Annotated in this window: 29 protein-coding genes; 16 read left to right on the top strand and 13 right to left on the bottom strand. The window is 62.3% G+C overall.

From position 1 onward, the window contains the following. The first annotated feature begins 39 nt into the window (after positions 1 to 39). The 4 genes from NKJ46_RS05950 (at position 40) to NKJ46_RS05935 (ending at position 4,032) form a co-directional block, all read left to right on the top strand. On the top strand, positions 40 to 1,689 hold the full coding sequence (locus NKJ46_RS05950) for an ABC transporter substrate-binding protein (RefSeq protein WP_352663049.1): 1,650 nt from the start codon (positions 40 to 42) through the stop codon (positions 1,687 to 1,689). Positions 1,690 to 1,794: 105 nt separating this feature from the next. After that, positions 1,795 to 2,274: a DUF3828 domain-containing protein gene (locus tag NKJ46_RS05945; RefSeq protein ID WP_352663046.1), complete on the top strand. Its 480-nt coding sequence runs from the start codon at positions 1,795 to 1,797 to the stop codon at positions 2,272 to 2,274. 4 nt (positions 2,275 to 2,278) lie between these two features. Continuing rightward, the gene (locus NKJ46_RS05940) at positions 2,279 to 2,836 is read left to right on the top strand and encodes a hypothetical protein (RefSeq protein ID WP_352663043.1); all 558 of its coding nucleotides are present in this window, start codon (positions 2,279 to 2,281) and stop codon (positions 2,834 to 2,836) included. Between the two features lie 11 nt (positions 2,837 to 2,847). Then, positions 2,848 to 4,032, top strand: coding sequence for a mandelate racemase/muconate lactonizing enzyme family protein (locus tag NKJ46_RS05935; protein WP_352663040.1), 1,185 nt, complete (start codon positions 2,848 to 2,850; stop codon positions 4,030 to 4,032). Between the two features lie 29 nt (positions 4,033 to 4,061). On the opposite strand, the gene queF is transcribed toward NKJ46_RS05935, so the two are convergent. Continuing rightward, positions 4,062 to 4,523, bottom strand: coding sequence for a preQ(1) synthase (gene queF / locus NKJ46_RS05930; protein WP_023674394.1), 462 nt, complete (start codon positions 4,521 to 4,523; stop codon positions 4,062 to 4,064). A gap of 114 nt (positions 4,524 to 4,637) precedes the next feature. On the opposite strand from queF, the gene NKJ46_RS05925 reads away from it, so the two are divergent. Beyond that, positions 4,638 to 6,683 (top strand): oxidoreductase, encoded by a 2,046-nt coding sequence (locus tag NKJ46_RS05925; RefSeq protein WP_352663037.1) that lies wholly within the window; start codon positions 4,638 to 4,640, stop codon positions 6,681 to 6,683. A gap of 140 nt (positions 6,684 to 6,823) precedes the next feature. Here the strand turns inward: NKJ46_RS05925 and NKJ46_RS05920 are convergent, their stop codons facing one another. Further along, positions 6,824 to 7,231, bottom strand: a complete 408-nt coding sequence (locus tag NKJ46_RS05920; RefSeq protein WP_023674396.1) for a hypothetical protein — start codon at positions 7,229 to 7,231, stop codon at positions 6,824 to 6,826. 118 nt (positions 7,232 to 7,349) lie between these two features. Between NKJ46_RS05920 and NKJ46_RS05915 the strand changes: the two genes are divergently transcribed. Both NKJ46_RS05915 and NKJ46_RS05910 read left to right on the top strand, forming a co-directional pair. Beyond that, positions 7,350 to 7,778 (top strand): MarR family winged helix-turn-helix transcriptional regulator, encoded by a 429-nt coding sequence (locus tag NKJ46_RS05915; RefSeq protein WP_352663034.1) that lies wholly within the window; start codon positions 7,350 to 7,352, stop codon positions 7,776 to 7,778. 22 nt (positions 7,779 to 7,800) lie between these two features. Further along, positions 7,801 to 8,043 carry a type II toxin-antitoxin system Phd/YefM family antitoxin gene (locus NKJ46_RS05910; protein WP_352663031.1) on the top strand — a complete coding sequence of 81 codons (243 nt, stop codon included), beginning with the start codon at positions 7,801 to 7,803 and terminating at the stop codon, positions 8,041 to 8,043. A 5-nt stretch (positions 8,044 to 8,048) separates the two neighbouring features. Here the strand turns inward: NKJ46_RS05910 and NKJ46_RS05905 are convergent, their stop codons facing one another. After that, positions 8,049 to 10,121, bottom strand: a complete 2,073-nt coding sequence (locus NKJ46_RS05905) for a putative bifunctional diguanylate cyclase/phosphodiesterase (protein ID WP_352663028.1) — start codon at positions 10,119 to 10,121, stop codon at positions 8,049 to 8,051. A 264-nt stretch (positions 10,122 to 10,385) separates the two neighbouring features. Here NKJ46_RS05905 and NKJ46_RS05900 point away from each other — a divergent pair, with 264 nt between their 5' ends. Together NKJ46_RS05900 and tdh are read left to right on the top strand one after the other, a co-directional pair. Then, positions 10,386 to 11,573: a glycine C-acetyltransferase gene (locus NKJ46_RS05900; RefSeq protein WP_352663025.1), complete on the top strand. Its 1,188-nt coding sequence runs from the start codon at positions 10,386 to 10,388 to the stop codon at positions 11,571 to 11,573. Between the two features lie 67 nt (positions 11,574 to 11,640). Then, the gene (gene tdh, locus NKJ46_RS05895; protein WP_352663022.1) at positions 11,641 to 12,675 is read left to right on the top strand and encodes an L-threonine 3-dehydrogenase; all 1,035 of its coding nucleotides are present in this window, start codon (positions 11,641 to 11,643) and stop codon (positions 12,673 to 12,675) included. Between the two features lie 242 nt (positions 12,676 to 12,917). On the opposite strand, the gene NKJ46_RS05890 is transcribed toward tdh, so the two are convergent. Then, positions 12,918 to 13,361 (bottom strand): MarR family winged helix-turn-helix transcriptional regulator, encoded by a 444-nt coding sequence (locus NKJ46_RS05890; protein ID WP_352663019.1) that lies wholly within the window; start codon positions 13,359 to 13,361, stop codon positions 12,918 to 12,920. Between the two features lie 140 nt (positions 13,362 to 13,501). Here NKJ46_RS05890 and hmgA point away from each other — a divergent pair, with 140 nt between their 5' ends. The 5 genes from hmgA (at position 13,502) to NKJ46_RS05865 (ending at position 17,933) form a co-directional block, all read left to right on the top strand. Beyond that, on the top strand, positions 13,502 to 14,815 hold the full coding sequence (hmgA, locus tag NKJ46_RS05885) for a homogentisate 1,2-dioxygenase (RefSeq protein ID WP_352663016.1): 1,314 nt from the start codon (positions 13,502 to 13,504) through the stop codon (positions 14,813 to 14,815). Positions 14,816 to 14,825: 10 nt separating this feature from the next. After that, positions 14,826 to 15,689, top strand: coding sequence for an MBL fold metallo-hydrolase (locus NKJ46_RS05880; protein WP_352663013.1), 864 nt, complete (start codon positions 14,826 to 14,828; stop codon positions 15,687 to 15,689). Positions 15,690 to 16,055: 366 nt separating this feature from the next. Next, complete coding sequence (locus tag NKJ46_RS05875; RefSeq protein WP_352663010.1) at positions 16,056 to 17,078, top strand: fumarylacetoacetate hydrolase family protein; 1,023 nt, start codon at positions 16,056 to 16,058, stop codon at positions 17,076 to 17,078. Continuing rightward, on the top strand, positions 17,075 to 17,368 hold the full coding sequence (locus tag NKJ46_RS05870) for a hypothetical protein (protein WP_352663007.1): 294 nt from the start codon (positions 17,075 to 17,077) through the stop codon (positions 17,366 to 17,368). Before NKJ46_RS05875 ends, NKJ46_RS05870 begins: the two co-directional genes overlap by 4 nt. Positions 17,369 to 17,372: 4 nt before the next feature. Next, a complete protein-coding gene (locus tag NKJ46_RS05865; protein WP_352663004.1) occupies positions 17,373 to 17,933 on the top strand; it encodes a DinB family protein in 561 nt (186 codons plus the stop codon). On the opposite strand, the gene NKJ46_RS05860 is transcribed toward NKJ46_RS05865, so the two are convergent. From NKJ46_RS05860 to hppD, 3 genes are all read right to left on the bottom strand, one after another. After that, positions 17,912 to 18,286, bottom strand: a complete 375-nt coding sequence (locus tag NKJ46_RS05860) for a type II toxin-antitoxin system VapC family toxin (protein WP_352663001.1) — start codon at positions 18,284 to 18,286, stop codon at positions 17,912 to 17,914. The genes NKJ46_RS05865 and NKJ46_RS05860 overlap by 22 nt on opposite strands. Then, positions 18,283 to 18,510: a type II toxin-antitoxin system Phd/YefM family antitoxin gene (locus NKJ46_RS05855; RefSeq protein WP_352662998.1), complete on the bottom strand. Its 228-nt coding sequence runs from the start codon at positions 18,508 to 18,510 to the stop codon at positions 18,283 to 18,285. The genes NKJ46_RS05860 and NKJ46_RS05855 overlap by 4 nt, the downstream gene beginning before the upstream one ends. A 69-nt stretch (positions 18,511 to 18,579) precedes the next feature. Further along, positions 18,580 to 19,695, bottom strand: a complete 1,116-nt coding sequence (gene hppD, locus NKJ46_RS05850; RefSeq protein ID WP_352662995.1) for a 4-hydroxyphenylpyruvate dioxygenase — start codon at positions 19,693 to 19,695, stop codon at positions 18,580 to 18,582. A gap of 153 nt (positions 19,696 to 19,848) precedes the next feature. On the opposite strand from hppD, the gene NKJ46_RS05845 reads away from it, so the two are divergent. Beyond that, positions 19,849 to 20,316: an Lrp/AsnC family transcriptional regulator gene (locus NKJ46_RS05845; protein ID WP_023674409.1), complete on the top strand. Its 468-nt coding sequence runs from the start codon at positions 19,849 to 19,851 to the stop codon at positions 20,314 to 20,316. A gap of 218 nt (positions 20,317 to 20,534) precedes the next feature. On the opposite strand, the gene NKJ46_RS05840 is transcribed toward NKJ46_RS05845, so the two are convergent. The 4 genes from NKJ46_RS05840 to aztA form a co-directional block, all read right to left on the bottom strand. Further along, positions 20,535 to 20,873 carry a protein tyrosine phosphatase family protein gene (locus NKJ46_RS05840; protein ID WP_352662992.1) on the bottom strand — a complete coding sequence of 113 codons (339 nt, stop codon included), beginning with the start codon at positions 20,871 to 20,873 and terminating at the stop codon, positions 20,535 to 20,537. A gap of 185 nt (positions 20,874 to 21,058) precedes the next feature. Further along, positions 21,059 to 22,000, bottom strand: coding sequence for a zinc ABC transporter substrate-binding protein AztC (aztC, locus tag NKJ46_RS05835; RefSeq protein ID WP_352662989.1), 942 nt, complete (start codon positions 21,998 to 22,000; stop codon positions 21,059 to 21,061). 22 nt (positions 22,001 to 22,022) lie between these two features. Beyond that, positions 22,023 to 22,898, bottom strand: coding sequence for a zinc ABC transporter permease AztB (gene aztB / locus NKJ46_RS05830; RefSeq protein ID WP_023674413.1), 876 nt, complete (start codon positions 22,896 to 22,898; stop codon positions 22,023 to 22,025). After that, positions 22,898 to 23,713, bottom strand: coding sequence for a zinc ABC transporter ATP-binding protein AztA (gene aztA / locus NKJ46_RS05825; RefSeq protein ID WP_352662986.1), 816 nt, complete (start codon positions 23,711 to 23,713; stop codon positions 22,898 to 22,900). Before aztA ends, aztB begins: the two co-directional genes overlap by 1 nt. Positions 23,714 to 23,924: 211 nt before the next feature. Between aztA and NKJ46_RS05820 the strand changes: the two genes are divergently transcribed. Beyond that, positions 23,925 to 24,269, top strand: coding sequence for a RidA family protein (locus NKJ46_RS05820; RefSeq protein ID WP_023674415.1), 345 nt, complete (start codon positions 23,925 to 23,927; stop codon positions 24,267 to 24,269). Positions 24,270 to 24,448: 179 nt separating this feature from the next. On the opposite strand, the gene hutC is transcribed toward NKJ46_RS05820, so the two are convergent. Both hutC and NKJ46_RS05810 read right to left on the bottom strand, forming a co-directional pair. After that, positions 24,449 to 25,210 carry a histidine utilization transcriptional repressor HutC gene (gene hutC, locus NKJ46_RS05815; RefSeq protein ID WP_352662983.1) on the bottom strand — a complete coding sequence of 254 codons (762 nt, stop codon included), beginning with the start codon at positions 25,208 to 25,210 and terminating at the stop codon, positions 24,449 to 24,451. Then, a complete protein-coding gene (locus NKJ46_RS05810; protein ID WP_352662980.1) occupies positions 25,207 to 26,559 on the bottom strand; it encodes a formimidoylglutamate deiminase in 1,353 nt (450 codons plus the stop codon). Before NKJ46_RS05810 ends, hutC begins: the two co-directional genes overlap by 4 nt. Positions 26,560 to 26,581: the final 22 nt, after the last annotated feature.

The raw sequence follows: 26,581 nt of genomic DNA, 5'->3' as shown, positions 1-26,581 counted from the left end.
ACGGGCGAAGACCCGATGGGAACCATAACGGAGGAAAAAATGACACTCTTCAGAAGCAACGGTGATCGCGTACCGAGCGCCATCGAAGCGATGGCCAGCGAGGCTCGTGCAGGTCGTGTGGATCGGCGCGAGTTTCTGGCTCTCGCAAGCGCCTTCGGCGCATCGACGGCCTTTGCCTACGGCATGATCGGCCTCGCCGTGCCGCAGCGGGCCTTGGCTGAAGAGCCGAAGAAAGGCGGCACGCTCCACGTTTCGATGTCGGTGAAGGCACAAAAGGATCCGCGCACCTACGACTGGGTGGAACTTGCGAACATTTCGCGCTGTTGGCTGGAGCCGCTTGTCCGCTACACGCGCCAGTTCACTTTCGAGCCGGTTCTGCTCGAAAGCTGGGAGGTCAACGACGACGCCACCGAATACGTGCTGCATGTGCGCAAGGGCATCGCCTGGAACAACGGCGATGCTTTCGGCGCCGATGATGTGGCCTATAATCTGACGCGCTGGTGCGAGAAGGCTGCCGCCGGCAATTCCATGGCCGCGCGCGTTGGTGCGCTGATCGATGCAAAGACCGGCAAGGCCAGGGAAGGGGCGATCACCAAGGTCGACGACAACACGGTGAAGCTGAAGCTGAACGAACCGGACATCTCGCTGATCCCGAACTTCACCGACTATCCGGCGCTCGTGGTCCATCGCAACTTCGACGCCGACGGCGCCAATCCGATCGAGAAGCCGATTGGCACCGGGCCGTTCGAACTGGTGTCCTATTCGGTCGGCCAGAAAGCGATCGTCAAGCGTCGTGAGACTGGCAAGTGGTGGGGCGGTGAAGCGCTTCTCGACGGCGTCGAATTCATCGACTACGGAACCGATTTCAACGCCTCGATAAATGCATTCGACTCCGGCGAAATCGATCTCAACTTCGAGACGCCGGCCGACTTCATAGACATTCTCGACAAGATGGGGCTGGTAAAATCGGAGGTCGCGACAGCGACCACGCTCGTCGCCCGGACCAACATCACGAACAAGCCCTATGAAGACAAGCGGGTTCGCAACGCCCTCCAGATGGCCGTCGACAACAAAGCGGTGCTCGAACTTGGCTACGCCGGGCGAGGCACTGTTGGTGAAAACCACCACGTCAGCCCGATTCATCCGGAATACTACGCGCTGCCCAAGAAGACACGCGACGCCGCGGGCGCCAAGAAGCTTATGACGGAGGCCGGGCAGGACGACTTCGAGCATGAACTGATCACCGTCGAGGACGATTGGCAAAAGAACACCGGCGACGCTATTGCCGGCCAATTGCGCGATGCCGGGATCAAGGTGAAGCGCACCGTGCTGCCGGGGTCGACCTTCTGGAACGACTGGACGAAATACCCCTATTCGATGACCATCTGGTACATGCGCCCGCTTGGCGTCCAGGTGTTGGCGCTCGGCTATCGCACCGGCGAGGCCTGGAATGAAACCGGCTACTCGAACCCTGATTTCGACGCCAAGCTCAAGCAGGCTCTCTCGCTCATCGACGTCGAGAAGCGCCGCGAGGTCATGAAGGACATCGAGCAGATCCTGCAGGATTCGGGCGTCATCATTCAGCCGTTTTGGCAGAAGCTGTTCAGCCACATGAACGAGAAGGTGAAGGACTACGGTGTCCACCAAACCTTCGAGATGGATCTCCAGAATGTCTGGCTGAACGCCTGAGTTGCCAGCAGAGGAGGCGTTGCAGGATTTCATGGACCGCAAGAAAGCCGACGGGCAAGATGCGTGGTACTGATAGCTTCCGTCAGTGAACAATCGGGGACACGCATGAAACTGCCACTTTTTGTTGCCGCGCTTTCGATGGCCTTGCCGGCGGCCGCGTTTGCCGGCCCGGCTGCCAACGCCGTGAAGTTCTTTTATGTCCCGTCGGTCAAATTCGAGGCCGATGCGCAATATCGCGACCGCTTCACCGCGCCAGTGACGAAACTGTTTGAACTGAACGACAATGCGGCAAAGAACCATCCGGATGAAGTTCCCTGCATCGACTTCGCCCCTGGTCTCGATGCGCAGGACTATGACGAGAAGACCGTGGCCAAGACGCTGACCCTGGCTGAAACGCTCAATGGCGACAGCGCCGAGGTGACGGCGACGTTCAACCTTTTCCCGGAAGGCGATGATTCCAAACGCGAAATGGTCTGGTCGTTGAAGAAGATCGACGGCCAGTGGAAGGTCGCCGACATTACCTCGAAGACCAGCGGCTGGACGCTGAGTGCGCTCGAATGCCTGGCCGGGCAGCCCCCGGAGTGATGCCGTGCCTTGCCGCCGTCCCTGGGTTCTGGCGACTGCGTGCCTGCTGGCCGGATTGAGCAGCGCCGCCGCTCAGGGCCTGTTGGGCGCGCCACCAGCAGACGCGCCGGCCGACAATGCGGCACCTCCGCTCGCAGTTTTGCCGCCGGCAGAAAACGCGCCGGCCGCACCCGTGCAGCCGGGCTCGCCGACTGCGGTGGTGAAGCCGTTCTACGAGCATGCCGGGCTCGAGGTCGATCCGGCTCAGCGGGGCCATTTCACCGACCCGGCAAAGTCGGTGCTGGACAAGAGCGACGTGCTGCGCAAGTCGGGGCAGGGCGAGTGCCTCGATGCCAACATGGCGCTCGACAATGCCGAATACGACAAGGCGGAGATCGACAAGAGCCTGAAGACCATCGAAGCGGTCAGGGGCGACGAGGCCAAGGTCGTCGTCGCCTTCGTCGTCTCCGGCAATCCGCACCGGCTGGAATGGAAGTTCAAAAAGGTCGACGGCGACTGGAAGATATCGGACCTGCTCTCGGTGACCGGCGAATGGGCGCTAAGCCAATACCAGTGTGAGTGAGAACGGAACCGATGAAGATCAGCAACATCCGCGTCACCCACGTCAACGTCCCGCTCGATGCTCCGTTCTGGTGGACGGCTGGTCTCTACGGCGGCGCCTCGAAATCGATCGTAGAGGTCGAGACGGACGAAGGCGTGGTCGGACTGGGCGAGGCGCCATGGTGGCATTTCGGCGAGGTGATCAAGGCCGAGATCGCGCCGGCGCTGATTGGCGCCGATCCGCTCGACATCGCCGACTGCGAGGCGCGCTGTGTGCCGCCCTGGCAGATCACCGCCAACACCGGCGAAAACGCAGCCACGGTGGCGTTCGGCGCCGTCGAACTGGCGCTGTGGGATATAAGAGGCAAGGTCTTCGGTATGCCGCTCTATAAGCTGCTCGGCGGCGCGGTGCGCAAGGACATTCCGTTTTCGGAATATTTCGCCTTTCGCGCCGCTCAAGGCGGAGCCGGCGGCGAGATGACCGCCGAAGCGATCGTCGACTACTGTCTCGGCATGCGAGAACAGCACGGCTCGACGATCTTCGAGGGCAAGCTGATTATGGGCGATCCCGAGCTCGAGATCAGGACAGTGCGCACGCTGCGCGAGGCGCTTGGCGATAAGGCGCAGATCAAACTCGATTCCAACATGCAGTGGTCGCTGACCACAGCGCGTTGGGTACTGCGCGAGATCGAGCCATTCAACATCCGCAATTACGAGGATCCGGTCGCGACCTTCGAGGAGATGGCAGCGCTGCGCCAGCATTCGCGCATTCCTTTCTCCACGCACATCCCGGATATCAGACGGGCAGTCGCGCTCGGTGCGCCGGATTACTTCGTCTGCAATTTCGCAGCACTCGGCGGATTGTCGAAAACTCTGAAATTCATCGCCGCCTGTGAGGCGATGGGCAAGGGGTTCTGGTGCTATTCGAACGATCTCGGCATCATGACATCGGCTTATCTGCACGTCGTGGCGGCGACACCGTGGATCACCGAAGCATCGCAGTCGCTGTTTCGCTGGCAGATCGGCGATGTCATCAAGGACGGTCCTTTCCGCCAGACGGGCAATACGGTGCGCGTGCCGGAGGGTGACGGGCTGGGCGTCGAACTCGATCCGGCTGCGATGAAGCGCTGGGCGGGCCACTTCGCTGAACACGGGCCGATGGGCCATTTCAGTGACCCGAACAATCCCGGCCGCTACCGGCGGCTCCCGCTCAACTGATGCTACGTATTTTCCTCAGAAACTCAGGCTCACCCGCGCCCGCGATAGGGGGCGACGCCGGTGTCGGGCAGCCACACACCTTCCGGCGGCGCGCCGGTTTGCCAGAACACGTCGATCGGAATGCCGCCGCGCGGATACCAGTAGCCGCCAATGCGCAACCACAACGGCTTGGTCGCGGCGATGATGCGGCGGCCGATCATGACGGTGCATTCTTCGTGGAAGGCGCCATGGTTGCGAAACGAGGTCATGAACAGCTTGAGCGACTTCGATTCCACCAGCAGCGCATCGGGTGCGTAGTCGATGACGATATGGGCGAAGTCCGGCTGGCCGGTGACCGGGCAGAGCGAAGTGAATTCCGGGCAGGTGAAGCGAACGATGGCCGGCGGGCCGTCGCCGCGCGAAAACGGCACGGTTTCCAGGACTGCCGCTTCGGGGCTCTGTGGCGCCTCGACGTTGGTGCCGAGCTGGGTGAGGTTTTTCGTATCGGTCATGAGCAGGTTCCTTGCTGCATGTCGCCCAAAACTGCGCAGCGATTTTGGGATAGCGACATGCGTAAAAACAAAAATTTGCCGCTCATTAGCACAATTTGAAACAGCAGGAAGACGATGACTAGCAACGACCCGCTCCTCCAGCCCTATCAGCTCAAGCATCTGACGCTGAAGAACCGGGTGATGTCGACCAGCCATGAGCCGGCCTATTCCGAGGACGGCATGCCGAAGGAACGCTACCGGCTCTACCATGCCGAAAAGGCCAAGGGCGGCATGGCGCTGACCATGACCGCCGGTTCGGCGATCGTCTCGCGCGACAGCCCGGCCGCTTTTGGCAATCTGCATGTCTATGACGACCGCATCGTGCCATGGCTCGCCGAGCTTGCCGATGCCTGCCACGAGCACGATTGCAAGGTGATGATACAGATCACCCATCTCGGCCGCCGCACCGGTTGGAACAAGGCCGACTGGCTGCCCGTTCTGTCGGCTTCGCCGGTGCGCGAACCGGCGCATCGCGCCTTTCCCAAGACTATCGAGGACTGGGATATCGAGCGCATCGTCGCCGACTATGCGGCGGCCGCCCAGCGCTGCCAGGCAGCCGGTCTCGATGGCATCGAATTCGAGGCCTACGGCCACCTGATGGACGGCTTCTGGTCGCCGGCTACCAACCAGCGCGACGACGATTTCGGCGGCTCGCTCGACAACCGGCTGCGCTTCACCGGCATGGTGCTCGATGCGGTGCGTGCCGCGGTCGGCGAAAAGTTCGTCGTCGGCATCCGCATGGTCGCCGACGAGGACTTCGAGAAAGGCCTGTCGAAACAGGAAGGCGTCGAAATCGCCAGGCGGCTGGCCGGCTCCGGCAAGGTCGATTTCCTCAACATCATCCGTGGCTCGATCGAGACCGACGCCGCGCTGACAAAAGTCATCCCGGTGACCGGCATGCGGTCGTCACCGCATCTCGACTTCGCCGGGGAAGTGAGGGCGGCGACGAAATTCCCGACCTTCCATGCGGCGCGGATTTCCGACGTCGCCACCGCGCGCCACGCCATCGCCGCCGGCAAGCTCGACATGGTTGGCATGACGCGTGCCCACATTGCCGACCCGCACATCGTCAGGAAGGTGATGGAGGGCCGCGAGCACGAGATCCGCCCTTGCGTCGGCGCCACCTATTGCCTCGACCGCATCTATGAGGGCGGCGAGGCGCTGTGCATCCACAATGCGGCGACGGGCCGCGAGGCTGATATCCCGCATATCATACCGAAAACCGAGGGACCGAAGCGGAAGGTGGTCGTCGTCGGCGCCGGCGCCGGCGGGCTGGAGGCAGCGCGCGTCGCCGCCGAACGCGGGCACCGGGTGACGGTGCTGGAAGCGTCGGGCCAGGCCGGCGGCCAGGTACGGCTGGCAACGCAGAACCCGCGCCGCAAGGAATTGATCGGCATCATCGACTGGCGCCTGGCCGAACTCGACCGGCTCGGTGTCGAGATCCGCTACGATACCTGGGCGGAGAAGGACGACGTACTGGCGCTGTCGCCGGACGTGGTGGTGATCGCCACCGGCGGCCTGCCGCAGAACCCGCCTCTGACGGCCGGCGACGATCTCGTCACATCGAGCTGGGACATCATGGCTGGCAGCGTCAAGCCGGCCGAGAATGTACTGCTCTATGACGACAATGGCGGCCATCAGGGTATGGGTGCTGCCGAACTGATCGCCAACAGCGGCGCCAGGCTGGAGCTGGTTTCACCCGAGCGCTTCTTCGCCCCAGAAATGGGCGGAATGAACCATGTGCCCTACATGCGCGCCTTCCAGGAAAAGGGTGTCACCGTCACCATCAACACACGGCTGCGTTCGGTGCGGCGCGAGGGCAACCAGCTGATCGCCGAGCTCGCTTCCGACTTCGCCGATGGCTGGCGCGGCGAGCGGCGAGTCGATCAAGTGGTGGTCGAGCACGGCACGCTGCCGCTCGACGATCTCTATCTGGCGCTGAAGCCGCTGTCGAAGAACGCCGGCGCGATCGATTACGAAAAACTGATCAATGGCGGCGACATCTTTCCGGTCCGCAATCCGCAGAGTGGCTTCGTACTCTTCCGCATCGGCGACGCTGTCGCCTCCCGCAACATCCATGCCGCCATCTACGACGGCATCAGGTTCGGCTTGCGGATCTGAGGAATATTTTGGATTGATTGGTGGCGCGCAGCCGAACCTCCGTACGGAGAGCCACCACGGTACTTCGGTCCGGTCTGCGCGCCGCGCACGCCGCCGGCCATCGCCGGGCACCGTACGATCTTGCGATTGCGGCAGGACGCTCAAAACATCCTGGCGGTGGCCATGCAGAACACGGTGATGACCAGCAGTCCGCCGGCGATGCGCTCGCCTTTTGTCATCTTCGCGCGCAACTGGGTTTGCTTCGCGGCATCAGCGCCAGCCAACTGCCTGCTGGCGGAACCCACCAGCGCGCCCTGAACCCCGGCGGCGATCAACGCCGTCAAGATGCCCAGCGCCAGTACCTTCTCCATCGAGCCGAAAGAGCCGTTGTGGAAGAAATACCACAGCAGCAAACCCGTGAGGAAAACCACGCCGGCCGCGCCCATTTGCGGCCGGAAGAAACGTTCCGCCCTGATCTCCGGTTCGCGGGCAACCGCGATGGTGGTGCCGGCCCAGAACACACCCGCCATGACGTGAAGGCCGAGGACGATAATGTAGACATATTGCATGACCGCATTTCCTCTCTTGCCCACCGCTAACCGTATTGATAGATATCAAATGATTAGATGTCAATGCATAAGCTCCGAGCCGGTTCCATAGGCTTTGCCCTTGTTCTAGTGTTGGACCATGACGCCGTTTGACCGCCCGCCGATCGGGATGAATCTCGCCCGCACCGCCAAGCTGGTCGCGCAGGCTTTCGACGCTGCCTTGGTCGAGGCCGGCGGCACGCTGCCGGTCTGGGTCACTTTGCTGTCTGTCAAGTCGCGGGAGCTGGCCAACCAACGCGAGCTCGCCGGCATGATCGGCATCCGGGGCGCAACGCTGACCCACCACCTCAACGCCATGGAGACCCAAGGCCTGCTGATGCGGCGCCGCGATCCCGAGAACCGCCGGGTTCACCAGGTGGAGCTGACCCAAGCCGGAGAAGCGTTGTTCCTGAAATTGCGCACCGCCGCGTTAGCCTTCGACAAACGGCTGCGGAAAGGACTGTCCGACGACAGGCTGGTGGAGTTTGCAGCGGTGCTGGCTGCGCTGCGAGCCAATGTCGAGAGCTAGAAATTTAGGCTAGGAAAACGCTATGCGCGTAATTTCGCTGAAGGACGCCAGGGCCACACTCTCGGCGGTGCTCGATCAGGTCATCACGGGAGAACCGGCCGTCATCACCCGGCGTGGCCGCAAGCAGGCGGTCATTCTGTCGTTCCAGGACTACGAAAGACTGGCGCTTGTGCCCAGCTTTGGACAATTCCTGGCAGCATTTCCCGGCGATGAGGGTGACCTTCCGCCTCGGCTCATCAGGTCGGTTCGCAAAGCCGGACCATGACGGATCTACGCCAGGCGGCCCTGCAGCACCGTCAGCCTGGCCTTTTTCGGCGTTCGCGCCACCAGCCATTCGCGCACCCTGTCCGGCGGCATCGGGAAAGCAATGGAATAGCCTTGCACCTGGTCGCAGCCGATCGCCATCAGCGAGTCGAGTTCGGCTTCGGTTTCAGCGCCCTCGGCAACGATCGAGATGCCGAGACCGCGAGCCAGTTCTGTGAGGGCTCGCACGATCTTGGTGTTGCCGCCGTTCTCGTTGATATTCTGGACGAAACGGCGGTCGATCTTCAGCCGGTCGATCTCGTTTGGATTGACATGGCTGAGCGATGCGTAGCCGGTGCCGAAATCATCGAGCTCAAGATGGATGCCGGCCGCGCGAATGTGCCGCAGCTTTGCCGCGATACCGGTCTTCTCGTCGTCGAGAATGACGGATTCGACGATCTCCAGCGATAGTTTGTGCGCTGGCAGGCCAGCCCTCTCCAGCATGTCGAACAGGAAGACTTCGAAATCTGTCTCGCGCAGCTCCGAGCCGGACACATTGACGGCGATCCGCCCGAAGCCGATGCCTGCGCGGTTCCATTCGGCTGCTTCGTCGATCGCCTTGGTAATGACGATGCGGCCAATCTCGGACATCAAGCCGCATTTTTCTGCGATTGGAATGAACTCGCCCGGCGCGATCATACCGCGCTCCGCATGCCTCCAGCGAGCCAAAGCCTCGATGCCACTGATGGCGCCGTCCGACAGCGACACCTGCGGCTGGAAATAGACCTCGAATGCCTTCTCCGAGATGGCGACCCTAATGTCGAGCTCGAGCTGCTTTCGATTGTCGAGTTCGCGCCTCAGCTCATCGGAGAAGAACGACAAACTGCCGCCGCCCTGCTTCTTGGCTGAATACAGCGCCAGATCGGCATGGACGAGCAGGTCCTGCGCATTGTCGGCATCGATCGGGTAGACCGCAATCCCGGCACTTACACCCGGATGGATCGTCGTGCCTCGGAATATGACCGGCTCATTGAGTTTGGCCAGCATGCGCCTGGCGACGACATCGATGTCTTCGGTGCTGCCGGCGTCGTTGAGGACCACAACGAATTCGTCGCCTCCGAGACGCACGTTGAGATCCGACGTCCGGCAGGAATCGCGCATACGCTGCGCGGCCACCACCAGCACATAATCGCCAGCGGCATGGCCGAGCGTGTCGTTGATCTGCTTGAACCGGTCGAGGTCGAACTGCACCACGGCAACCCGTTCACGCCTTCGCCGCGCGCCGTTGATGAACGTATCGAAATGGTCGGTCAGGAAGGTGCGGTTGTGCAGGCCGGTTAGCCCGTCATGCACCGCAATAAAGGCCATGGAATTGCGTGCATCGACCAGCTCGCGCGTCCGGCGCAGGATGGCGTTCGACATCGGCCGGAAAATGAAAAGTGCCACCATCAGGATAACGCCGATGGTCGAGTAGAACAATGTCCGATGAAGATCGAGGAGCCTTTCGGAGCGCTGGTCCGCGTAGGCGCTGATGCGCTGGCCGAGTGCTGCGTAGCCCGACAATGTTGCGTTGGCAACGGATGCGTTCAGGTTGACGCGCTCCTCTCCACCTTTGTAGCCGCCGCTGCCAGTCGTGTTGAGCCGCGATTCGAATGAAGAGATCAGGCGCTCGCCGTTGGCGATAAGCCCAACCGAGAAGTAGTCGAGATGGTACGGCTTGGCGAAAAGCACGCTCTCGATCGATTTCGGATCGAACCTTGCCGGCGACACCGGATCGGCGGCGGTCCGCTCGAGTAGCAGATCGTAATTTTTCTCGAACTCCACCGTCGCTTGCTTGAGCGCGGTAACCAGGGCGCGCTGTTGATCGCGCGAGGCGCTGCCTGTCGCGCCGGCAAGGAAGACGATGCGCTGCGACAGGGCTTTTTGTGTGCTGACGATATCGAGCAGCGCTTGATTGTGCCGTTGGGTCGCCATCACCTGTTGCAGCAGGATGAAGGAGGCCACGACCATGGCGGCTATGATCAGCAGAGCCAGCCAGTAGCCCGATTTGATGAGGAGTATGAGCCTGCCTGAAACGGCGTGCACCGGCTGCTGCGACATTTTCTGAGGCGGCCTCTTGCCAACGAATTCTTGCGCGACAACCTTTGGCTTCAAAGTGTTAACAGGTTTGGGACGGCAACAGGCCGGCGGCGGCGACCGTGGCGGGAAACCCGCAAAGTGGTTATTGCAATCTTTCGCGGCGCCTCCGCATTTGAACATCGTGGCCTCTGCCGTGCCATTGCCGCCACCGGAGCGGTCGCTTTTGCGATGGATTTTTCGCCCGCGGGGCGCGACAGTCCTCATCGATCTCAACAGGGCCTGATCATGACCGAAGCATTCCTTTCCCACATCGACAGCGAGCTTGAAGGACTGAAAACGGCAGGCCTCTATAAATCCGAGCGGGTGATAAGCTCGACCCAATCGGCCGAGATCGAGGTCGGCGGCGAGAAGGTGCTGAATTTCTGCGCCAATAATTATCTCGGCCTCGCCGACAGCGCCGAACTGCGCGAGGCGGCCAAGCAGGCGCTCGACCGTTACGGCTACGGCATGGCGTCGGTGCGCTTCATCTGCGGCACGCAGGAAGAACACAAGCAGCTCGAGGCGACCATTTCTGACTTCCTCGGCATGGAGGACACCATCCTCTACGGCTCCTGCTTCGACGCCAATGGTGGCCTGTTCGAGACGCTGCTCGGCGAGGAGGATGCGGTCATCTCCGATGCGCTGAACCACGCCTCGATCATCGACGGGGTGCGGCTGTCGAAGGCAAAGCGCTTCCGCTACGCCAACAACGACATGGCCGATCTCGAAGCGCGGTTGAAAGAGGCGCGCGACTGCCGGTTCCGGCTGATCGCCACCGACGGCGTGTTCTCGATGGATGGCATCATCGCCAATCTGAAGGGCGTCTGCGATCTCGCCGACAAATATGATGCGATGGTCGTGGTCGACGACAGCCATGCAGTTGGTTTCGTCGGCAGGAATGGCCGTGGCTCGGCCGAACATTGCGGCGTCGAGGGCAGGGTGGACATCATCACCGGCACGCTTGGGAAGGCATTGGGTGGGGCGTCCGGCGGCTACACGTCGGGCAGGAAGCAGGTGGTCGACTGGCTGCGCCAGCGCTCGCGCCCCTATCTGTTTTCCAACACGCTGATGCCGGCGATCGCCGGCGCCTCGATCCGGGTGTTCGAACTGATCCGCAATGGCGATGCATTGCGTCAGCGCCTATATGCCAACGCAGCGCGGTTTCGCTCCGAGATGGGCAGGCTCGGCTTTACACTGGCTGGCGCCGACCATCCAATCATCCCGGTGATGCTGGGCGACGCGACGCTGGCGCAGGAGATGGCGGCGCGGATGCTGAGGCGCGGTATCTATGTCATCGGCTTCTCCTTCCCGGTGGTGCCGAAGGGCCAGGCGCGCATTCGCACGCAGATGTCGGCCGCCCATTCCAGCGCCGACATCGATCGTGCGGTTGAGGCGTTCGCCGCAGTCGGTCGCGAACTCGGCGTGATTTCCTGAACGGCCGGGACCGAAAAGCGATTCCGGATCAAGAGATTCAAGCGACTAAGGTTCTGGGGACGAAAGAATGTCGAACATGATGAAGGCGCTGGTCAAGGCCAAGGCCGAGCCGGGCATCTGGATGGAACAAGTGCCGGTGCCGGAGATCGGCCCCAACGACGTGCTGATCAAGATCAGGAAAACCGCGATCTGCGGTACCGACGTCCACATCTACAATTGGGACCAGTGGGCACAAAAGACGGTGCCGGTGCCGATGGTCACCGGCCATGAATTCGTCGGCACGGTCGCCGATTTCGGCGCGGCGGTGACCGAATACAAACTCGGCCAGCGCGTTTCGGGCGAAGGCCACATTGTTTGCGGCCATTGCCGCAACTGCCGGGCGGGCAGGGGGCATCTGTGCCGCAACACGCTTGGCGTCGGCGTCAACCGGCCGGGCGCCTTTGGCGAATATCTGGCGATCCCGCAGCACAATGTCGTGCCGATCCCCGACGACGTGCCCGACGAGATCGCCGCGATATTCGATCCCCTGGGCAATGCGGTTCACACCGCATTGTCCTTCGATCTCGTCGGCGAGGACGTGCTGGTCACCGGCGCCGGGCCTATCGGCATCATGGGCGCATTGGTGGCGCAGTGCGTCGGCGCGCGCAAAGTGGTCATCACCGATATCAACCCGGTGCGCCTGGCACTGGCGAAAAAGCTCGGCGTCCAGCATGTCGTCGATGCCTCGAAGGAGAAGTTGCGCGATGTCATGCCGGCGCTCGGCATGACCGAGGGTTTCGACGTCGGCCTCGAAATGTCGGGCGCCGCGCCTGCCTTCCGCGACATGATCGATACCATGAACAATGGCGGCAAGATCGCCATTCTCGGCATCGCGCCGACCGGCTTCGAGATCGACTGGAACAAGGTCATCTTCAAGATGCTGCATCTGAAAGGCATCTACGGTCGCGAGATGTTCGAGACCTGGTACAAGATGATCGCGCTGGTGCAGGGTCCTCTCGATGTCAGCGGCCTGATCACCCACCGCATCGGCATTGACGACTATATTTCCGGGTTCGAGGCGATGAAGAGCGGTAACTCCGGCAAGGTGGTGATGGACTGGTGACGCCGAGAAACACCGTGCGGGCTGAAAGCTGTTCCGTAGCGATCCTTCGCGCCCCCCTCTGTCCTGCCGGACATCTCCCCCACTTGGGGGGAGATTGGCCATCGTGCTGGCTTTCGCCAATCTCCGACGTCGCAAGACGAGCGGAGCGCCGAAGCTGCCGATCTCCCCACTTGTGGGGGAGATGTCCGGCAGGACAGAGGGGGGCGCTGTCCCGCCAGCGTGCCAGCAATTCTGCCAGGAACCTAGCTTTTTCCCAATGCCGCCTCCAATGCTGCCACTCCGCTTACAACGGCCGCTCGCTGTTCCGTGCTCAGCCTTGCCAGCAGCTCCCGCTCGAACGCTTTCGCCAGCGGCACCATTTCGCGATAGGCGGCAACGCCAGCTTTGGTCAGCGTCAGATGCTCGACACGGCGGTCTTTTTCGTCTGGCGTCCGGACGAGCCAGCGCCGCCGCTCGAGTTCGGCGACCGCGCGCGAAACCTTGGTCTTGTGCATGGCAGATTGCTCGCCGAGCGCCGTCGCCGTCATCGTGCCGTGCTGTCCAAGTCCGGCCAGCGTGCGCCATTCGGGTCGGGTCAGGCCGTGACGGTCCTTGTAGATCCTTGAGAATTCGCGGCTGACGGCATCGGCAAGCCGATAGAGCCGGTAAGGCAGGAAGGATTGGAGTTCGAGGATTTCCGGTTTCATTTTGGCCTTGACTGAGCAGGCTGGCGCCCCACGCCGAAATCACCATTGATGGTTACATTTTCAATGGTTACAAATGAAACCAGTTTGGTCAACTCGGAGCGCCCTTGGACGCTCCGGGACTATGAATTCGGGAGGATGCCATGGCCTTTTCCTACATGCCGGGTTTCGGCAATGACTTCGAAACCGAGACTTTGCCGGGCTCGCTGCCGCAGGGGCGAAACTCGCCGCAACGGCCGGCCTATGGCCTCTATGCGGAGCAGCTGTCGGGCTCGCCTTTCACCGCGCCGCGCGGCACCAATGAGCGCTCCTGGCTTTATCGGATAAGGCCGAGCGTCAGGCATACCGGCCGCTTCAAAGCGGCGAATTATCCGTTTTGGAAAAGCGCGCCGAATGTCGGCGACCACCAGCTCGCGCTCGGCCAGTATCGCTGGAGCCCCGTGCCCATGCCGAAGGAACCGACGGACTTCATCGCCGGCATGCGCTCGATCACCACCGCCGGCGACGTGCTCGGCCAGACCGGCATGGCGGCAAATGTCTATGTCGCCAACCGTTCGATGGCCGACGACCATTTCTTCAACGCCGACGGCGAGTTGCTGGTCGTGCCCCAGGTTGGAGCCTTGCGCTTCGTCACCGAGATGGGCGTCATCGAACTCAGGCCGGGCGAGATTGCCGTGCTGCCGCGTGGTCTGGTGTTCAAGGTCGAACTGGTCGATCCGCAAGTGCGCGGCTATGTCTGCGAGAATTACGGCGCCAAGCTGACGCTGCCGGATCGCGGCCCGATCGGCGCCAATTGCCTGGCCAATCCGCGCGATTTCAAGACGCCCTGCGCCTGGTTCGAGGACAAGGAGACACCGTGCCGGCTGATCGCGAAATGGTGTGGTCAGTTTCATGTCACCGAGATCGACCATTCGCCGCTGGATGTGGTGGCGTGGCACGGCAATTATTCGCCCTACAAATATGATCTTGCGACCTTTTCGCCGGTCGGTGCGATCCTGTTCGACCACCCCGATCCGTCGATCTTCACCGTGCTGACCGCGCCGAGCGGCGAGGAAGGCACCGCCAATATCGATTTCGTCATCTTCCCGCCGCGCTGGCTTGTGGCGGAAAACACTTTCCGGCCGCCCTGGTATCACCGCAACATCATGAGCGAGTTCATGGGCCTGATCCACGGCCAGTACGATGCCAAGGAAGAGGGCTTCGTGCCCGGCGGCATCAGCCTGCACAACATGATGCTGGCTCACGGACCCGATGCGTCTGGCTTCGAAAAAGCCTCGCGCGCGGAGCTGAAACCGGTCAAGCTCGACAACACCATGGCCTTCATGTTCGAGACACGCTTTCCGCAGATGGTGACCCGCTATGGCGCCGAGCTCGAAACCCGGCAGGACAATTACATCGACTGCTGGGCCGATCTGAAGAAACGCTTCAACGGCACGCCCGAGGGCGACTGGTCTTGAGCGCCGTCGCATGACGGATCGTCTGGTGCTTCTCGGCTCGAAGGGTGGCCCGGCGCTCCGGCCGGGCGGACCGTGGCCGAGTTCGTCGCTGCTGGAGATTGGCGGCCGCACCCTCGTCGTCGATTGCGGGCTGGGCGTAACGCGCGGGTTGACCGACGCCGGCGTCAGTCTGAAGGCGCTCGACCTGATCTTCATCACGCATTTGCACTCCGACCATGTGCTGGAACTCGGACCTCTCATCCACACCGCCTGGACGGCCGGCCTGGCGGCGCCCGTCACTTTGTTCGGCCCGCCCGGCATCGGCCATTATTGGCAGCGCTTTTGCCAGGCAATGGAATTCGACATCGAGATCCGCATCGCCGATGAAGGCAGGCCGGATCTCCGCGACCTGGTGTCGATCGTCGAGTTTGCTGAAGGCCAAGTGGCCGAAGAGCGCGGTCTCAAAATATCGGCCTTGCGCGTCGACCACCCGCCAGTGACGGACTGCTTTGCGCTGCGCTTCGATCATGCGGGGCAAGGCGTCGTCTTTTCGTCGGATACGGCGTTCTTTCCGCCATTGGCGGATTTCGCCGAGGGCGCCGACGTCCTGGTCCACGAGGCCATGCTGGAAGAGGGTACCGAGCGGCTGGTCGCGAAGACCGGCAACGGCGCAAGGCTGAGAGAACACCTGCTTGCCAGCCACAGCTTTGCCGAGGAAGCGGGCCGCATCGCCAGCGATGCAGGCGTCAAAAGACTGGTCCTCAACCATCTCATTCCCGCCGACGATCCCGAGATCGGCGAGGCCGACTGGATTGCCGCCGTCAGGAAAACATGGGCCGGCGACTTGACGATCGCCCGCGACGGCCTTGTTGTGGGGCTTGGGAGTGAGACGTGACCAACGACAAGCTTTGGGAAGAGGTGCAGAAATCCGAGGAGACATCCTGGGTGCAGCTCTCCTTGTTTCTCGATAGGGTGGAAGACTTGCCGTCTTTCGTCCGGTTCCTCGATGCGCTGCGAAACGACCGTGAGGACGCCGACCGCAAGGAGGCATTGCGGTCGGCAGGACCTGACATCAGCTGGAATGGCTGGGAAAACAATTCGTTAGCCACTTTTCTTGAATCGGCTGTCGCTTGGGCGTCACCTGGACCGATGGTAGTCGGCGCGGCGACCTGGCATTGCTGGCAAATGAAAATCCCTGGAGAGCCGCAGCCAGAATTATCTATGCCGGCAAATATTACGAATAAACGCCTTGGGAGGAAGCATGAAGCTTGCCACATTGAAGGACGGGACGCGCGACGGAAAGCTCGTCGTCGTATCGCGCGACCTGACGCGATTTACCGATGCGTCGTTCCTGGTGCGGACGCTGCAGGCCGCGCTCGACGACTGGCGTCGCATCGCGCCGCACCTCGCTGCCATGGCCGAATCGCTGGAGAACAATGCGGTGCCGTCTGCCCGCTTTCACGAGCATGACGCCCATTCGCCGCTGCCGCGTGCCTATCAATGGGCCGATGGCTCGGCCTATGTGAACCATGTCGAGCTGGTGCGGAAGGCGCGCGGCGCCGAGATGCCGGCAAGCTTCTGGACCGATCCGCTGATCTACCAGGGCGGCTCGGACTGCTTCCTCCGGCCGCGCGACCCGATCCGCATGACCGACGAGACCCTTGGCATCGACATGGAGGGCGAGGTCGCTGTCATTGTCGACGACGTGCCGATGGGTACAGGCCTCGATGAGGCGCGGGCAGCGATCCGGCTGGTCATGCTGGTCAACGACGTGACGCTGCGCGGCCTGACCGGACCTGAACTCGCCAAGGGGTTCGGCTTCTTCCAGTCGAAACCCTCATCGGCCTTTTCGCCGGTTGCGGTGACGCCCGATGAGCTGGGCGATGCCTGGGATGGCGGCAAGGTCAGCCTGCCGCTGCTGGTCGACCTCAACGGCAAGCCGTTTGGCCGGGCGAATGCCGGCATCGACATGACCTTCGATTTTCCGGCGCTGATTGCGCACGCCGCCAGGACACGACCACTTGCCGCCGGCACGATCATCGGCTCGGGCACCGTTTCCAACAAGCTCGGCGGCGAGCCCGGAAAACCTGTCCCTGCAGGCGGCGCCGGCTATTCCTGCATCGCCGAATTGCGCATGATCGAGACCATCGAAGCCGGCGCGCCGAAAACGCCGTTCCTGCGCTTTGGCGACACGGTGCGCATCGAAATGAAAAACAAGGCCGGACAGTCGATTTTCGGCGCCATCGAGCAGAAGGTCGAGAAATACGAGGGGGCAAGAGAATGACGGGCGAGACATTCTATCTGCTGTACGGTGTCTGGGCCCTTGCCATGCTGGCGATCTTCATCCTGGCGATCCGGCTGAGCTATCGCATCGAGGCGCGCTCGCCCGGCCTGACCAACCGCAGCGGCTTTCCGCGCAAAGCGATGATGTTTCACACCGTCACCAACACGAATGTCGCGCTGGACCAGGAAACGCAAGCCATGCGGCGGCGCATGATCGGGCTGCTGCTGATTGTTTTGGCTGGGTTTGCGCTTCTATGGGCGGGTGTGTCGCTGTTCCGGATCGCGCCGTGAAGTCATGGACCTGCTGAGCCATTTCCGCCGCATGGCAGCTAACAATCTGTGGTCCAACGACCGGCTCTATCGTGCCGTGCTGCAGCTTGAGCCCGGCGAATTCGAGGCTGAAAGGATAAGCTTCTTTCCCTCGATCAAGGCAACGCTCAATCACATCCTGGCCGTCGATTATCTCTATCTCGATTTTCTCGAAGAGGGCGGCCTCGGCGCCGCGGCTTACGATGAGTTCTTGCTCTTCGACGAAGCGGACGCGCTCTTTGGCGCGCGGGCGGAGGCCGACCGGCGGCTGATCGCTTTTTGCGACCGCCTGTCGACGGACGATATCGAGCGCCGCGTCGTCACCGACCGGCGCGAGAACGGCATGATACCGGAACGGATCGGCGATTTGCTCGCCCATCTCTTCATCCACGACATCCATCATCGCGGCCAGGTGCACGCGATGCTGTCCGGCACCTCGGTGACACCGCCGCAACTCGACGAGTTCTTCCTCGATTACGATGTGAAGTTGAGGAAAGCCGAAGTCGAGCGGCTGGAGCTGGATGATCAGACCAACGCGACGTCGTAGGCTGAGAAATGTCGATCCGCAGTGATCACCGTCAGACCTTCAATTTGAGCCTGTGCGATGAGCAGACGGTCGAAGGGATCGCGATGATGGAACGGCAGATGCTCAAGCCTCGCTGCGTGTAGTTCATTCACACTGAGGATCGGAATGCCGTTCGATCGCAGGATTTCCACGATGTTGCCTGTGAGCGTGACTTTGCCGAGCGATTTCTTAATGGCGATCTCTGCTACCGAGACGACGCTGACGACCACATCCTCGCCCGCAAGAAAGATCTCGCGATGGTGATCCGAAAGGCGTGAATCCGCGTTGAGTACCCAAAGCAGAATGTGAGTATCCACCAGATATTGGCGGCTCATTTAATGTACTCGTCCCATTCGGGACCGAGTTCATCAAAATCATCCGATATCCGAATTTGGCCTTTCAGGGCCCCAAAAAGGCCTTTGCTCCCGCCAGCCCGGGTGGGCGCGCTCAGGGTCGCCACCACCTCTCCATGCCGCGTCAGATGGATCTCTTCGCCGGCCTGGGCACGTTTCACCAACTCGGAGAGTTGCGCCTTCGCTTTTGCCATCGGAACATTCATGGTCAAACCTCTTATGACCAGAATTTAGGTCATAACTGATCAAACCACAAGCCACCTCGGCCGAGCTGGCTACGCTGCCTTGCCGTCCACCTTCAGCACGCCGCGCTTGATCTGGTCCTGCTCGATCGATTCGAACAGAGCGCGGAAATTGCCCTCGCCAAAACCTTCGTCGCCCTTCCTCTGGATAAACTCGAAGAAGATCGGGCCGATCACGGTTCTCGAAAAAATCTGCAGCAGGATCTTGGTCGTGCCGCCGTCGACCACGCCTTCGCCGTCGATCAGGATACCGTGCTTTTTCATGCGCTCGATCGGCTCTTCATGGCCGTTCACGCGGGCATAAGACATGTCGTAATAGGTCTCGGGCGGGCCCGGCATGAACTTCAGGCCGTTGGCGGCCAGCCTGTCGGTGGCGCCATAGATGTCGTCGGTGCCGACGGCGATGTGCTGGATGCCCTCGCCATTGTACTTCTTCAGATATTCGGCGATCTGGCTGGTCTCGTCCTTGGACTCGTTCAGCGGGATGCGGATCTTGCCGCAGGGCGAGGTGATGGCGCGGCTGACCAGGCCGGTGATCTTGCCGTCGATGTCGAAGAAATGGATCTGCTTGAAGCCGAACAGGTCGCGGTAGAAATCCCACCATTTGTCCATTTGGCCGCGATAGACATTGTGGGTGAGGTGGTCGAGATAGTAGAAGCCGACGCCTTCAGGCTTTGGATCGCGCTCGCCCAGCCAGTCGAACTCGGCGTCGTAAGCCGAGCCCTTCTCGCCGTAGGTTTCGATGAAATAGAGCAGCGAGCCACCGATGCCGACGATCGCCGGCACGTCGAGCGTCTTGTCGGCGCCTTCATAGGGCGTCGCGCCCTTGGCTACCGCGTGATCGAAGGCATGCCTGGCATCGACCACGCGCCACGCCATCGAGGCGGCGCAAGGGCCGTGCTTGTCGACGAATTTCATCGCATGCGAGCCGGGTTCGGCATTGACGACATAGTTGATGTCGCCCTGCCGCCAGACGGTGATGTCCTTGCTGCGGTGCTTGGCCACCTGCACATAACCCATGCGGGTGAACAGCTCGGCGAGCTTTTCCGGCTCGGCATGCGCGAATTCGACGAATTCGAAGCCGTCGGTACCGGCGGGATTGGTTTTGCTGATCTTGGCGGGCGGTGCGTCGTGCGGGAAGGGACCCATGGCATTGCTCCGAAATCTGGCCCGAAATCTGGCATTGGCCGCGTCGGCCATGTCTGAGCGCAATTATAGCGCGGAGCGAGTGCAAATTGCTTGCATTCAAACGCTTGAAATGCTCTGGTCATGCGCGAGTTGTGCATTGCGGAGCCGAAATTCATGGATGAGGCGCGCATCGACCAGTTTGACCGCAAGATAATGGCTCTGCTGCAGGGCGATGCGCGGCTGACCAACAACGATTTGTCGGAACGGGTGAACCTGTCAGCGTCGCAATGCTCGCGCCGTCGCCAGCGGCTGGAGGAGGACGGTTATATCAAGGGCTACCGGGCGGTGCTCGACCGCGACAAGCTCGGCTTTTCCCTGGTCAACGTCATTTCGGTGACGCTCGCCACCCACAACCGCGACAATGCGCGGCGTTTCGGCGAATTGGTGGCGCGGCTACCGCAAGTGCAGGAAGCGCACGCGCTGACCGGCGAGATGGACTACATATTGAAGGTGGTGACGCCCGATCTCAAATCATTGTCGGAGTTCGTCAACGGCGTGCTGCTGCCGCACGAATCCGTGCAGCATGTGAAGACGGCGATCGTGCTGGAGACGCTAAAGGAAACCGGCGCGCTGCCGATTTAGGCTGGGTGAATTAAGCGCGATATGTCGGAGGGACAGCACCCCCCTCTGGCCTGCCGGCCATCTCCCCCGCAAGGGGGGAGATCGGCAGCTCTGACCTCGTGCCCCACTCCGCAACATTGAAAATTGGCGAAAGCCAACGCGGCATCCAATCTCCCCACTTGCGGGGGAGATGTCCGGCAGGACAGAGGGGGGTGCGAAGGATCGCGGCGGCTAGCCAGTCACCCCTTCTGCTGCTGGATCAGCCCATACAGATTGGTGCAACGGGCGCCGGACCGGCAGTAAGCGAAGACCGGGCCATCAAGCTCATCCAGCGCCTCGGCCTGGTCCTCGACATTCTCGGCCGTGATCTGGCCGCTGATCACCGGGATGTAGCGGAAGGCGAGCCCGGCTCCTTCGACCGCCGCTTTGACGGTGTCGGCGGATGGCTGGCCCGGTTGCTCGTTGTCCGGCCGGTTGCAAATCACGCTCTTGAAGCCGGCATCCTTGATGGCGGCGACATCCTCGGGCTGGATCTGGCCCGAGACCGAATAGTCCTCGCTGATCTGACGGTATTCCATGGCTGGGGTCCTCGCAATTTGGTTAGCGGCAGTCTTGCCACTCCCTGACCCGGTCGGCAATCCGCGCGAAAAGAAATCCATCCGCGCAGATAGAGATTTCGATGCCAGAAATCCAGCCGGGCTAACGCCGCATGTCGCCAGACGCATCATGCGCCAGCCCGGCTGGATGAACCGGATCGGTCGGCTCAGCTGCCGAGGATCGCGCCTTTGATCTGGGCGATGTTGTTGTGCATCAGGTCGATATAGGTCGCGGCCGGGCCGTCGGGCTGTGACAGCGCATCGGAATAGAGCGTGCCGCCCACCTTGATGCCGGTCTCGCTGGCGATCTGCTCGATCAGCCGCGGGTTGGTGATGTTCTCGACAAAGATCGCCGCCGCCTTGTCCTGCTTCACCTGGCTGACCAGCTTGGCGACGTCGGCAGCGGAAGGCTCCGACTCGGTCGACACGCCTTCCGGGGCCAGGAACGTCAAGCCGTAGGCCTTCTCGAAATAGCCGAAGGCGTCATGCGAGGTAATGACGACGCGCTTCTCTTGCGGGATCGACTGGATCGCCGCCTGCACTTCGCCCTCAAGCGCATTGAGCTTTTGTGTATAGGCGGCTGCATTGGCTTTGTAGCTGTCGCAACCGGCAGCGTCGGCCGTGCAGAAGGCGTCGGCGATGTTCTTCACATAGATCTTGGCATTGGCGATCGACTGGAAGGCATGCGGATCGGTGACCGTCTTGCCGCCATCGGTTTCCGCGCCTTCGGCGGCATCGGCCTCGGCGAATTCGGGTTTGAAATTGATCGGCGTGACCCCCTTGGTCAGCACGGCAATCGAAGCCTTGGTGGCGCTGGCGTCGACCAGGCGCTGCAGAAAACCTTCGAAATGCAGGCCGTTGACCAGCACGATGTCGGCCTTGGCCATCGCCACCGCATCGGCGGGGCTCGGCTCGTAGACGTGGGCGTCGCCGTCCGGCCCGACGACGGTGGTCAGATCGATCCGGTCGCCGCCGACATTCTTGGCGAAATCGGCGATGATGGTGAAGCTGGCGACGACTTTCAACGGCTCAGCAAAGGCCGAAGATGAGCCAAGGGCGGTTAATGTTATAACGCTCACGGCCAAGGAGGCGCGGATCGATTTCAGCATGGACAGGTTCTCCTTGTTGGGATCAGGCGGTTCTGTGGCGGTGATGGACGATACGGGCGCGCAGGATGCCGCGCGTGCCGAACAGGATCGAGGCGAAATAGACGACGCCGGCGGACAGGATGATGGCCGGGCCGGAGGGCAATGACGCATGGTAGGACAACAGCAGCCCGGCAATGCAGGAGGCAAAGCCGATCACTGTGGCCAGCACGCACATCGGCTCGACGCGTGAGGTCCAGAAGCGGGCCGCCGCTGCCGGCAGCATCATCAGCCCGACCGACAGCAAGGTGCCGAGCGCCTGGAAGCCGCCGACGAGGTTGAGCACGACGAGGCCGAGGAAGATGAAATGCACCGGGCTGCCCATCCGGCTGACCGAGCGCAGGAACAAGGGGTCGAGGCATTCGGCGACCAGCGCTCGCCAGAAGATGGCGAGACTGACCAGCGTCACCACGACGATGCCGCCGATCAGCGTCAACGCCTCGTTGTTGAGTGCCAGCACGGTGCCGAAAAGCACATGCATGAGATCGACGCTGGAGCCGCGGATCGACACCATAAGCACGCCGATCGCCAGCGAAATCAGATAGAAGGCCGCCATCGAGGCGTCCTCGCGCTGGATGGTGAAGCGCGAGACGGCGCCGGCGCCGAGCGCCACGATGATGCCGGCGATCAGTCCGCCGATGGTCATCGGCAGGATTTCCAGGCCATAAAACAGGAATCCGGCGGCGGCACCCGGCAGGATGGCATGGGCCATGGCGTCGCCGGACAGGCTCATGCGCCGCAGCATCAGGAACACGCCGACCGGGCAGGCGCCGAGCGACAACATCATCGAACCGGCGAGCGCCCGCTGCATGAAGGCGTAGTCGGCAAACGGGGCGACGAAAAGACCATAAAGCACGTCCATCATGCCGCCCTCGGCCCGGAGCCGTGATGATGGTCATGGCTGTGCTCGTGGCTGCCGTGCTCGTGCCCACTGTGATCATGCTCGCCGGGCTCACACCATGGCGCGTTGTCTTCCCAGGCTTCGTGGAAGCGGCGCGCGCGCAACAGATTCTCCGGCCGCAGCGTCTCCCTGGTCTCTCCCCAGGCGACCGGCTGGCGCGCCAGCAGCAGCGTTTCGGGGAAATTCTGCCGCACCAGATCGAGATCGTGAACGACGACCATGATCGTGCGTTCCTCGCCGTGCCAGCGCTTGATCAGCGCGATCAGGTCGCCGACGGTCTTGCTGTCGACCGCGTTGAACGGCTCGTCGAGCAGGATGAGCTCGGCATCCTGCAACAGCACGCGGGCAAACAGGGTGCGCTGCAGCTGGCCGCCTGAGAGTGTGTCGATCGGGCGCTTCTCGAAACCGCCGAGGCCGACGGCCATCAGCGCCTCGCCGACCGAGTCGCGGTCTTCTCTTGTATAACGGCCGAGCATGCCGCGCCGCGGCCACAGGCCCAGCGAAACCAGGTCGACGACCCGGGCCGGAAAGGAGCGGTCGAGCTCGGACTGCTGCGGCAGGTAGGCGGCGCGCACGCCCGGCGCCCGGATCACCGCACCGGCCATCGGCTTCAGGACGCCGACAATGCCCTTCATCAGCGTCGACTTGCCGGAGCCGTTGGCGCCGACGACCGCTGTCAACGATCCCTTGCGGATCGTACCATCGAGGTGGTGGATCGCCGGATGGCTGTTGTAGCCCAGCGTCAGGTCGCGGAAGGTCAGGCAGGTTTGGCTCATGTGACGATCCATGGGGCGACGATCTGTGCTGCAGGGGCGGATTCGATATGTGATGTTATTACATTAGTCAACAAGCCAATCGGGCGGAATTGCGGCCGGCCGTCATGTTGTGTGCTTTGGCTTGGCTCAAGAAGTTCCGCTCGAGCGACCTTGCTCCCGGCGAACCCGGCCCCTAAACAGGCGCAGCTGACAAGAGGAGAAGGAATATCCAATGAGCATTCGTCGTATCGATGTAGGCCCGCGCATGAGCCAGATCGTCATCCACGGCAACACCGTCTATCTGGCCGGTCAGGTCGGCAAGCCGGGCGGAAACGTCGGCGCCCAGACCAGGGACATTCTAGCGGCGATCGACGAATTGCTGGCCAAGGCCGGCACCGACAAGACCAAGATCCTGCAGGCGATCATCTGGCTGGCCGACATGAGCACCTTCGCCGAGATGAACGCGGAGTGGGACAAGTGGGTACCACAGGGCAACACGCCGGCCCGCGCCACCGGCGAAGCCAAGCTTGCCGGACCGGAATATCTGGTCGAGATTATTGTTACTGCGGCGATTTGAGAATGCGGCGGCTCTAACCCTCCCCCTCGAGGGGAGGGTCGGCGAGTAGTCGAAGCGAAGCGGAGACTGCGAGACGGGGTGGGGTCGGCGAGGTTGCTCCGACCCCACCCCGCGTCACAAAATGCCGCCGTGCGGCAATTTGCTCCGCGACCCTCCCCTCAAGGGGGAGGGTTAGGAGCTCACCCCTGCGACGGCGTGAACCGCGCCACCAGCGTGTGGTTCTCTGCCGCGTAGGTGAACCGGACGTGGGTGACCGGGTGCTCGGCGCTCCATGTCCGCCGCTCGATCACCAGGCACGGCGCGCCGGTCTCGATGTCGAGCGCCGCGGCGATAGACCTTTCGGCGGCAACGGCGCGGATGCGATGCTCGGCGGCACTCCACGGGACGCGCCCGATCAGCCACGGACCGGGCGCGGTGTCGAAAAACGCCTCTTCGGCGGCCTCCGGCACGGCAGACAGGTTGATCAGCCGCTGCTCGTGGGCGAACGGCCGGTTGCCGGCGAAATGCCGGCATTCCAGCACCAGCACCGGCCCGGCGACGTCGAGTTCCAGCAGGGCGCGGTCGTCGGCGCTGCTGCGCCTTCTGCTTCGCGCCATGCGCTCATAGCGGTAGGGCAGGCCAAGCGCCTCGACCTCAATCCGGATGTCGTGGATTTCGAGAACGGCCGCCTGCGACTGCGGCCGGCGGACAAAACTGCCGGAGCGACGCCGGCGCTCGATCAGCCCGGCCTTGGCCAGTTGTGACAGCGCCTTGTTCACCGTCATGCGCGAACAATTGTATTCGGCCGTCAGTTCATGCTCGAACGGAATGCGGTGGCCGGGCGCCCAGGCACCGGACAGGATCCGTTCGCTGATGTCCGACAGGATGCGCTGGTGCAGCGAAAGAACCTCGCCGCCATCCGCGCTTCCAGAATCCGCGCTTATTATCCCGATCATGCTCATGCCGAAAGCGCCGTCATGACCTTGCGGAACCGCTCGGCAATGGCATCGCGCTTCGCATGCATGCCGTCGCTGACCAGTTTCCTGCCATGCACCCAGACGCAATCGACCTTGGTGCCGTTGGCAAAAATCCAGGCGTCAAGGATTGCATCGCCCGTCTTGCCGGCCAGCGATGGATGCTTGCCGTCGAGCGAGACGAAATCGGCCGAGGCACCTGCGGCGATCTGCGAAGCGCCGGCGCCCAGCGCGGCACTGCCACCATCGAGCGCAGCATCGAACAACGCGCGACCGGTCGAGCCGCCGGCCACCGCCAGAACATTGCGGGCGCGGTGGGCGAGGCGTTGCGAATATTCGAGTTGCCGCAACTCGTCCGGCAGGCCGATCAGTACGTTTGAATCCGAGCCGATGCCAAAGCGGCCGCCATGCTGCATGAACAGCGGCGCGGCAAAGGTGCCGTCGCCGAGATTGGCCTCAGTGATCGGGCAGAGGCCGGCAACGGCGCCGCTTTTCGCCATCTGGATCGTCTCGGCTTCGGTCATGTGGGTAGCGTGGATCAGGCACCAGCGCTGGTCGACGTTGGCGTTGGCAAGCAGCCATTCGACCGGCCGCGCCCCGGACCAGGCAAGACAATCCTCGACCTCCTTCATCTGCTCGGCGATATGGATGTGGATCGGCCCCTCCGGCGCCATCGCCGTGATGATCTCCAGTTCCCCCGGCGTCACGGCGCGCAGGCTGTGCGGGGCGACGCCGACGACGCCTTGATTCAGCGCGCGAATGGATTCGCGGCTTTTCTCAACAAGTCGCGAGAACTGATTCACATAGTTGATGAACCGCCGCTGGCCTTCATTTGGCGCAGCGCCGCCGAAAGAGGAATGCGCGTAGAACACGGGCAGCAAAGTCAGCTCGATGCCTGTCTCGGCGGCTGCAGCAACGGTGCGCTCCGCCATCTCGGCAATATTGGCATAGGGCCGGCCGTCACGGTCGTGGTGTAAATAGTGAAACTCGCCGACGCGCGAGAACCCGGCCTCCAGCATCTCGACATAGAGCTGGGCCGCGACCGCCTCGACCTGGTCCGGCGTCATCGACAGCGCGAAACGGTACATCACCTCGCGCCAGCTCCAGAAACTGTCGGCGGAGGGCCCGCGCAATTCGGCAAGGCCGGCCATGCCGCGCTGGAAGGCGTGGCTGTGCAGGTTCGGCATGCCGGACAAAAGGATGGCATGGCGCTCGTCGCCAGGCAGGAGCGAGGTATTCGCCTCGACCGTGGCGATCCTGCCGTCGGAGATGACGATCCGCACATTACTGTGCCAGCCGTCGGGCAGAAGTGCCTGTTCCGCAAAGATTGCCGTCACGTTTTTCTCCAAATCCCGGCCT

It is taken from the genome of Mesorhizobium sp. M0166 (assembly GCF_040322255.1).
Lineage (GTDB): Bacteria > Pseudomonadota > Alphaproteobacteria > Rhizobiales > Rhizobiaceae > Mesorhizobium.
Note: the sequence above shows the minus strand (reverse complement) of the source record. Positions and strands in the feature narration are given on the sequence as shown.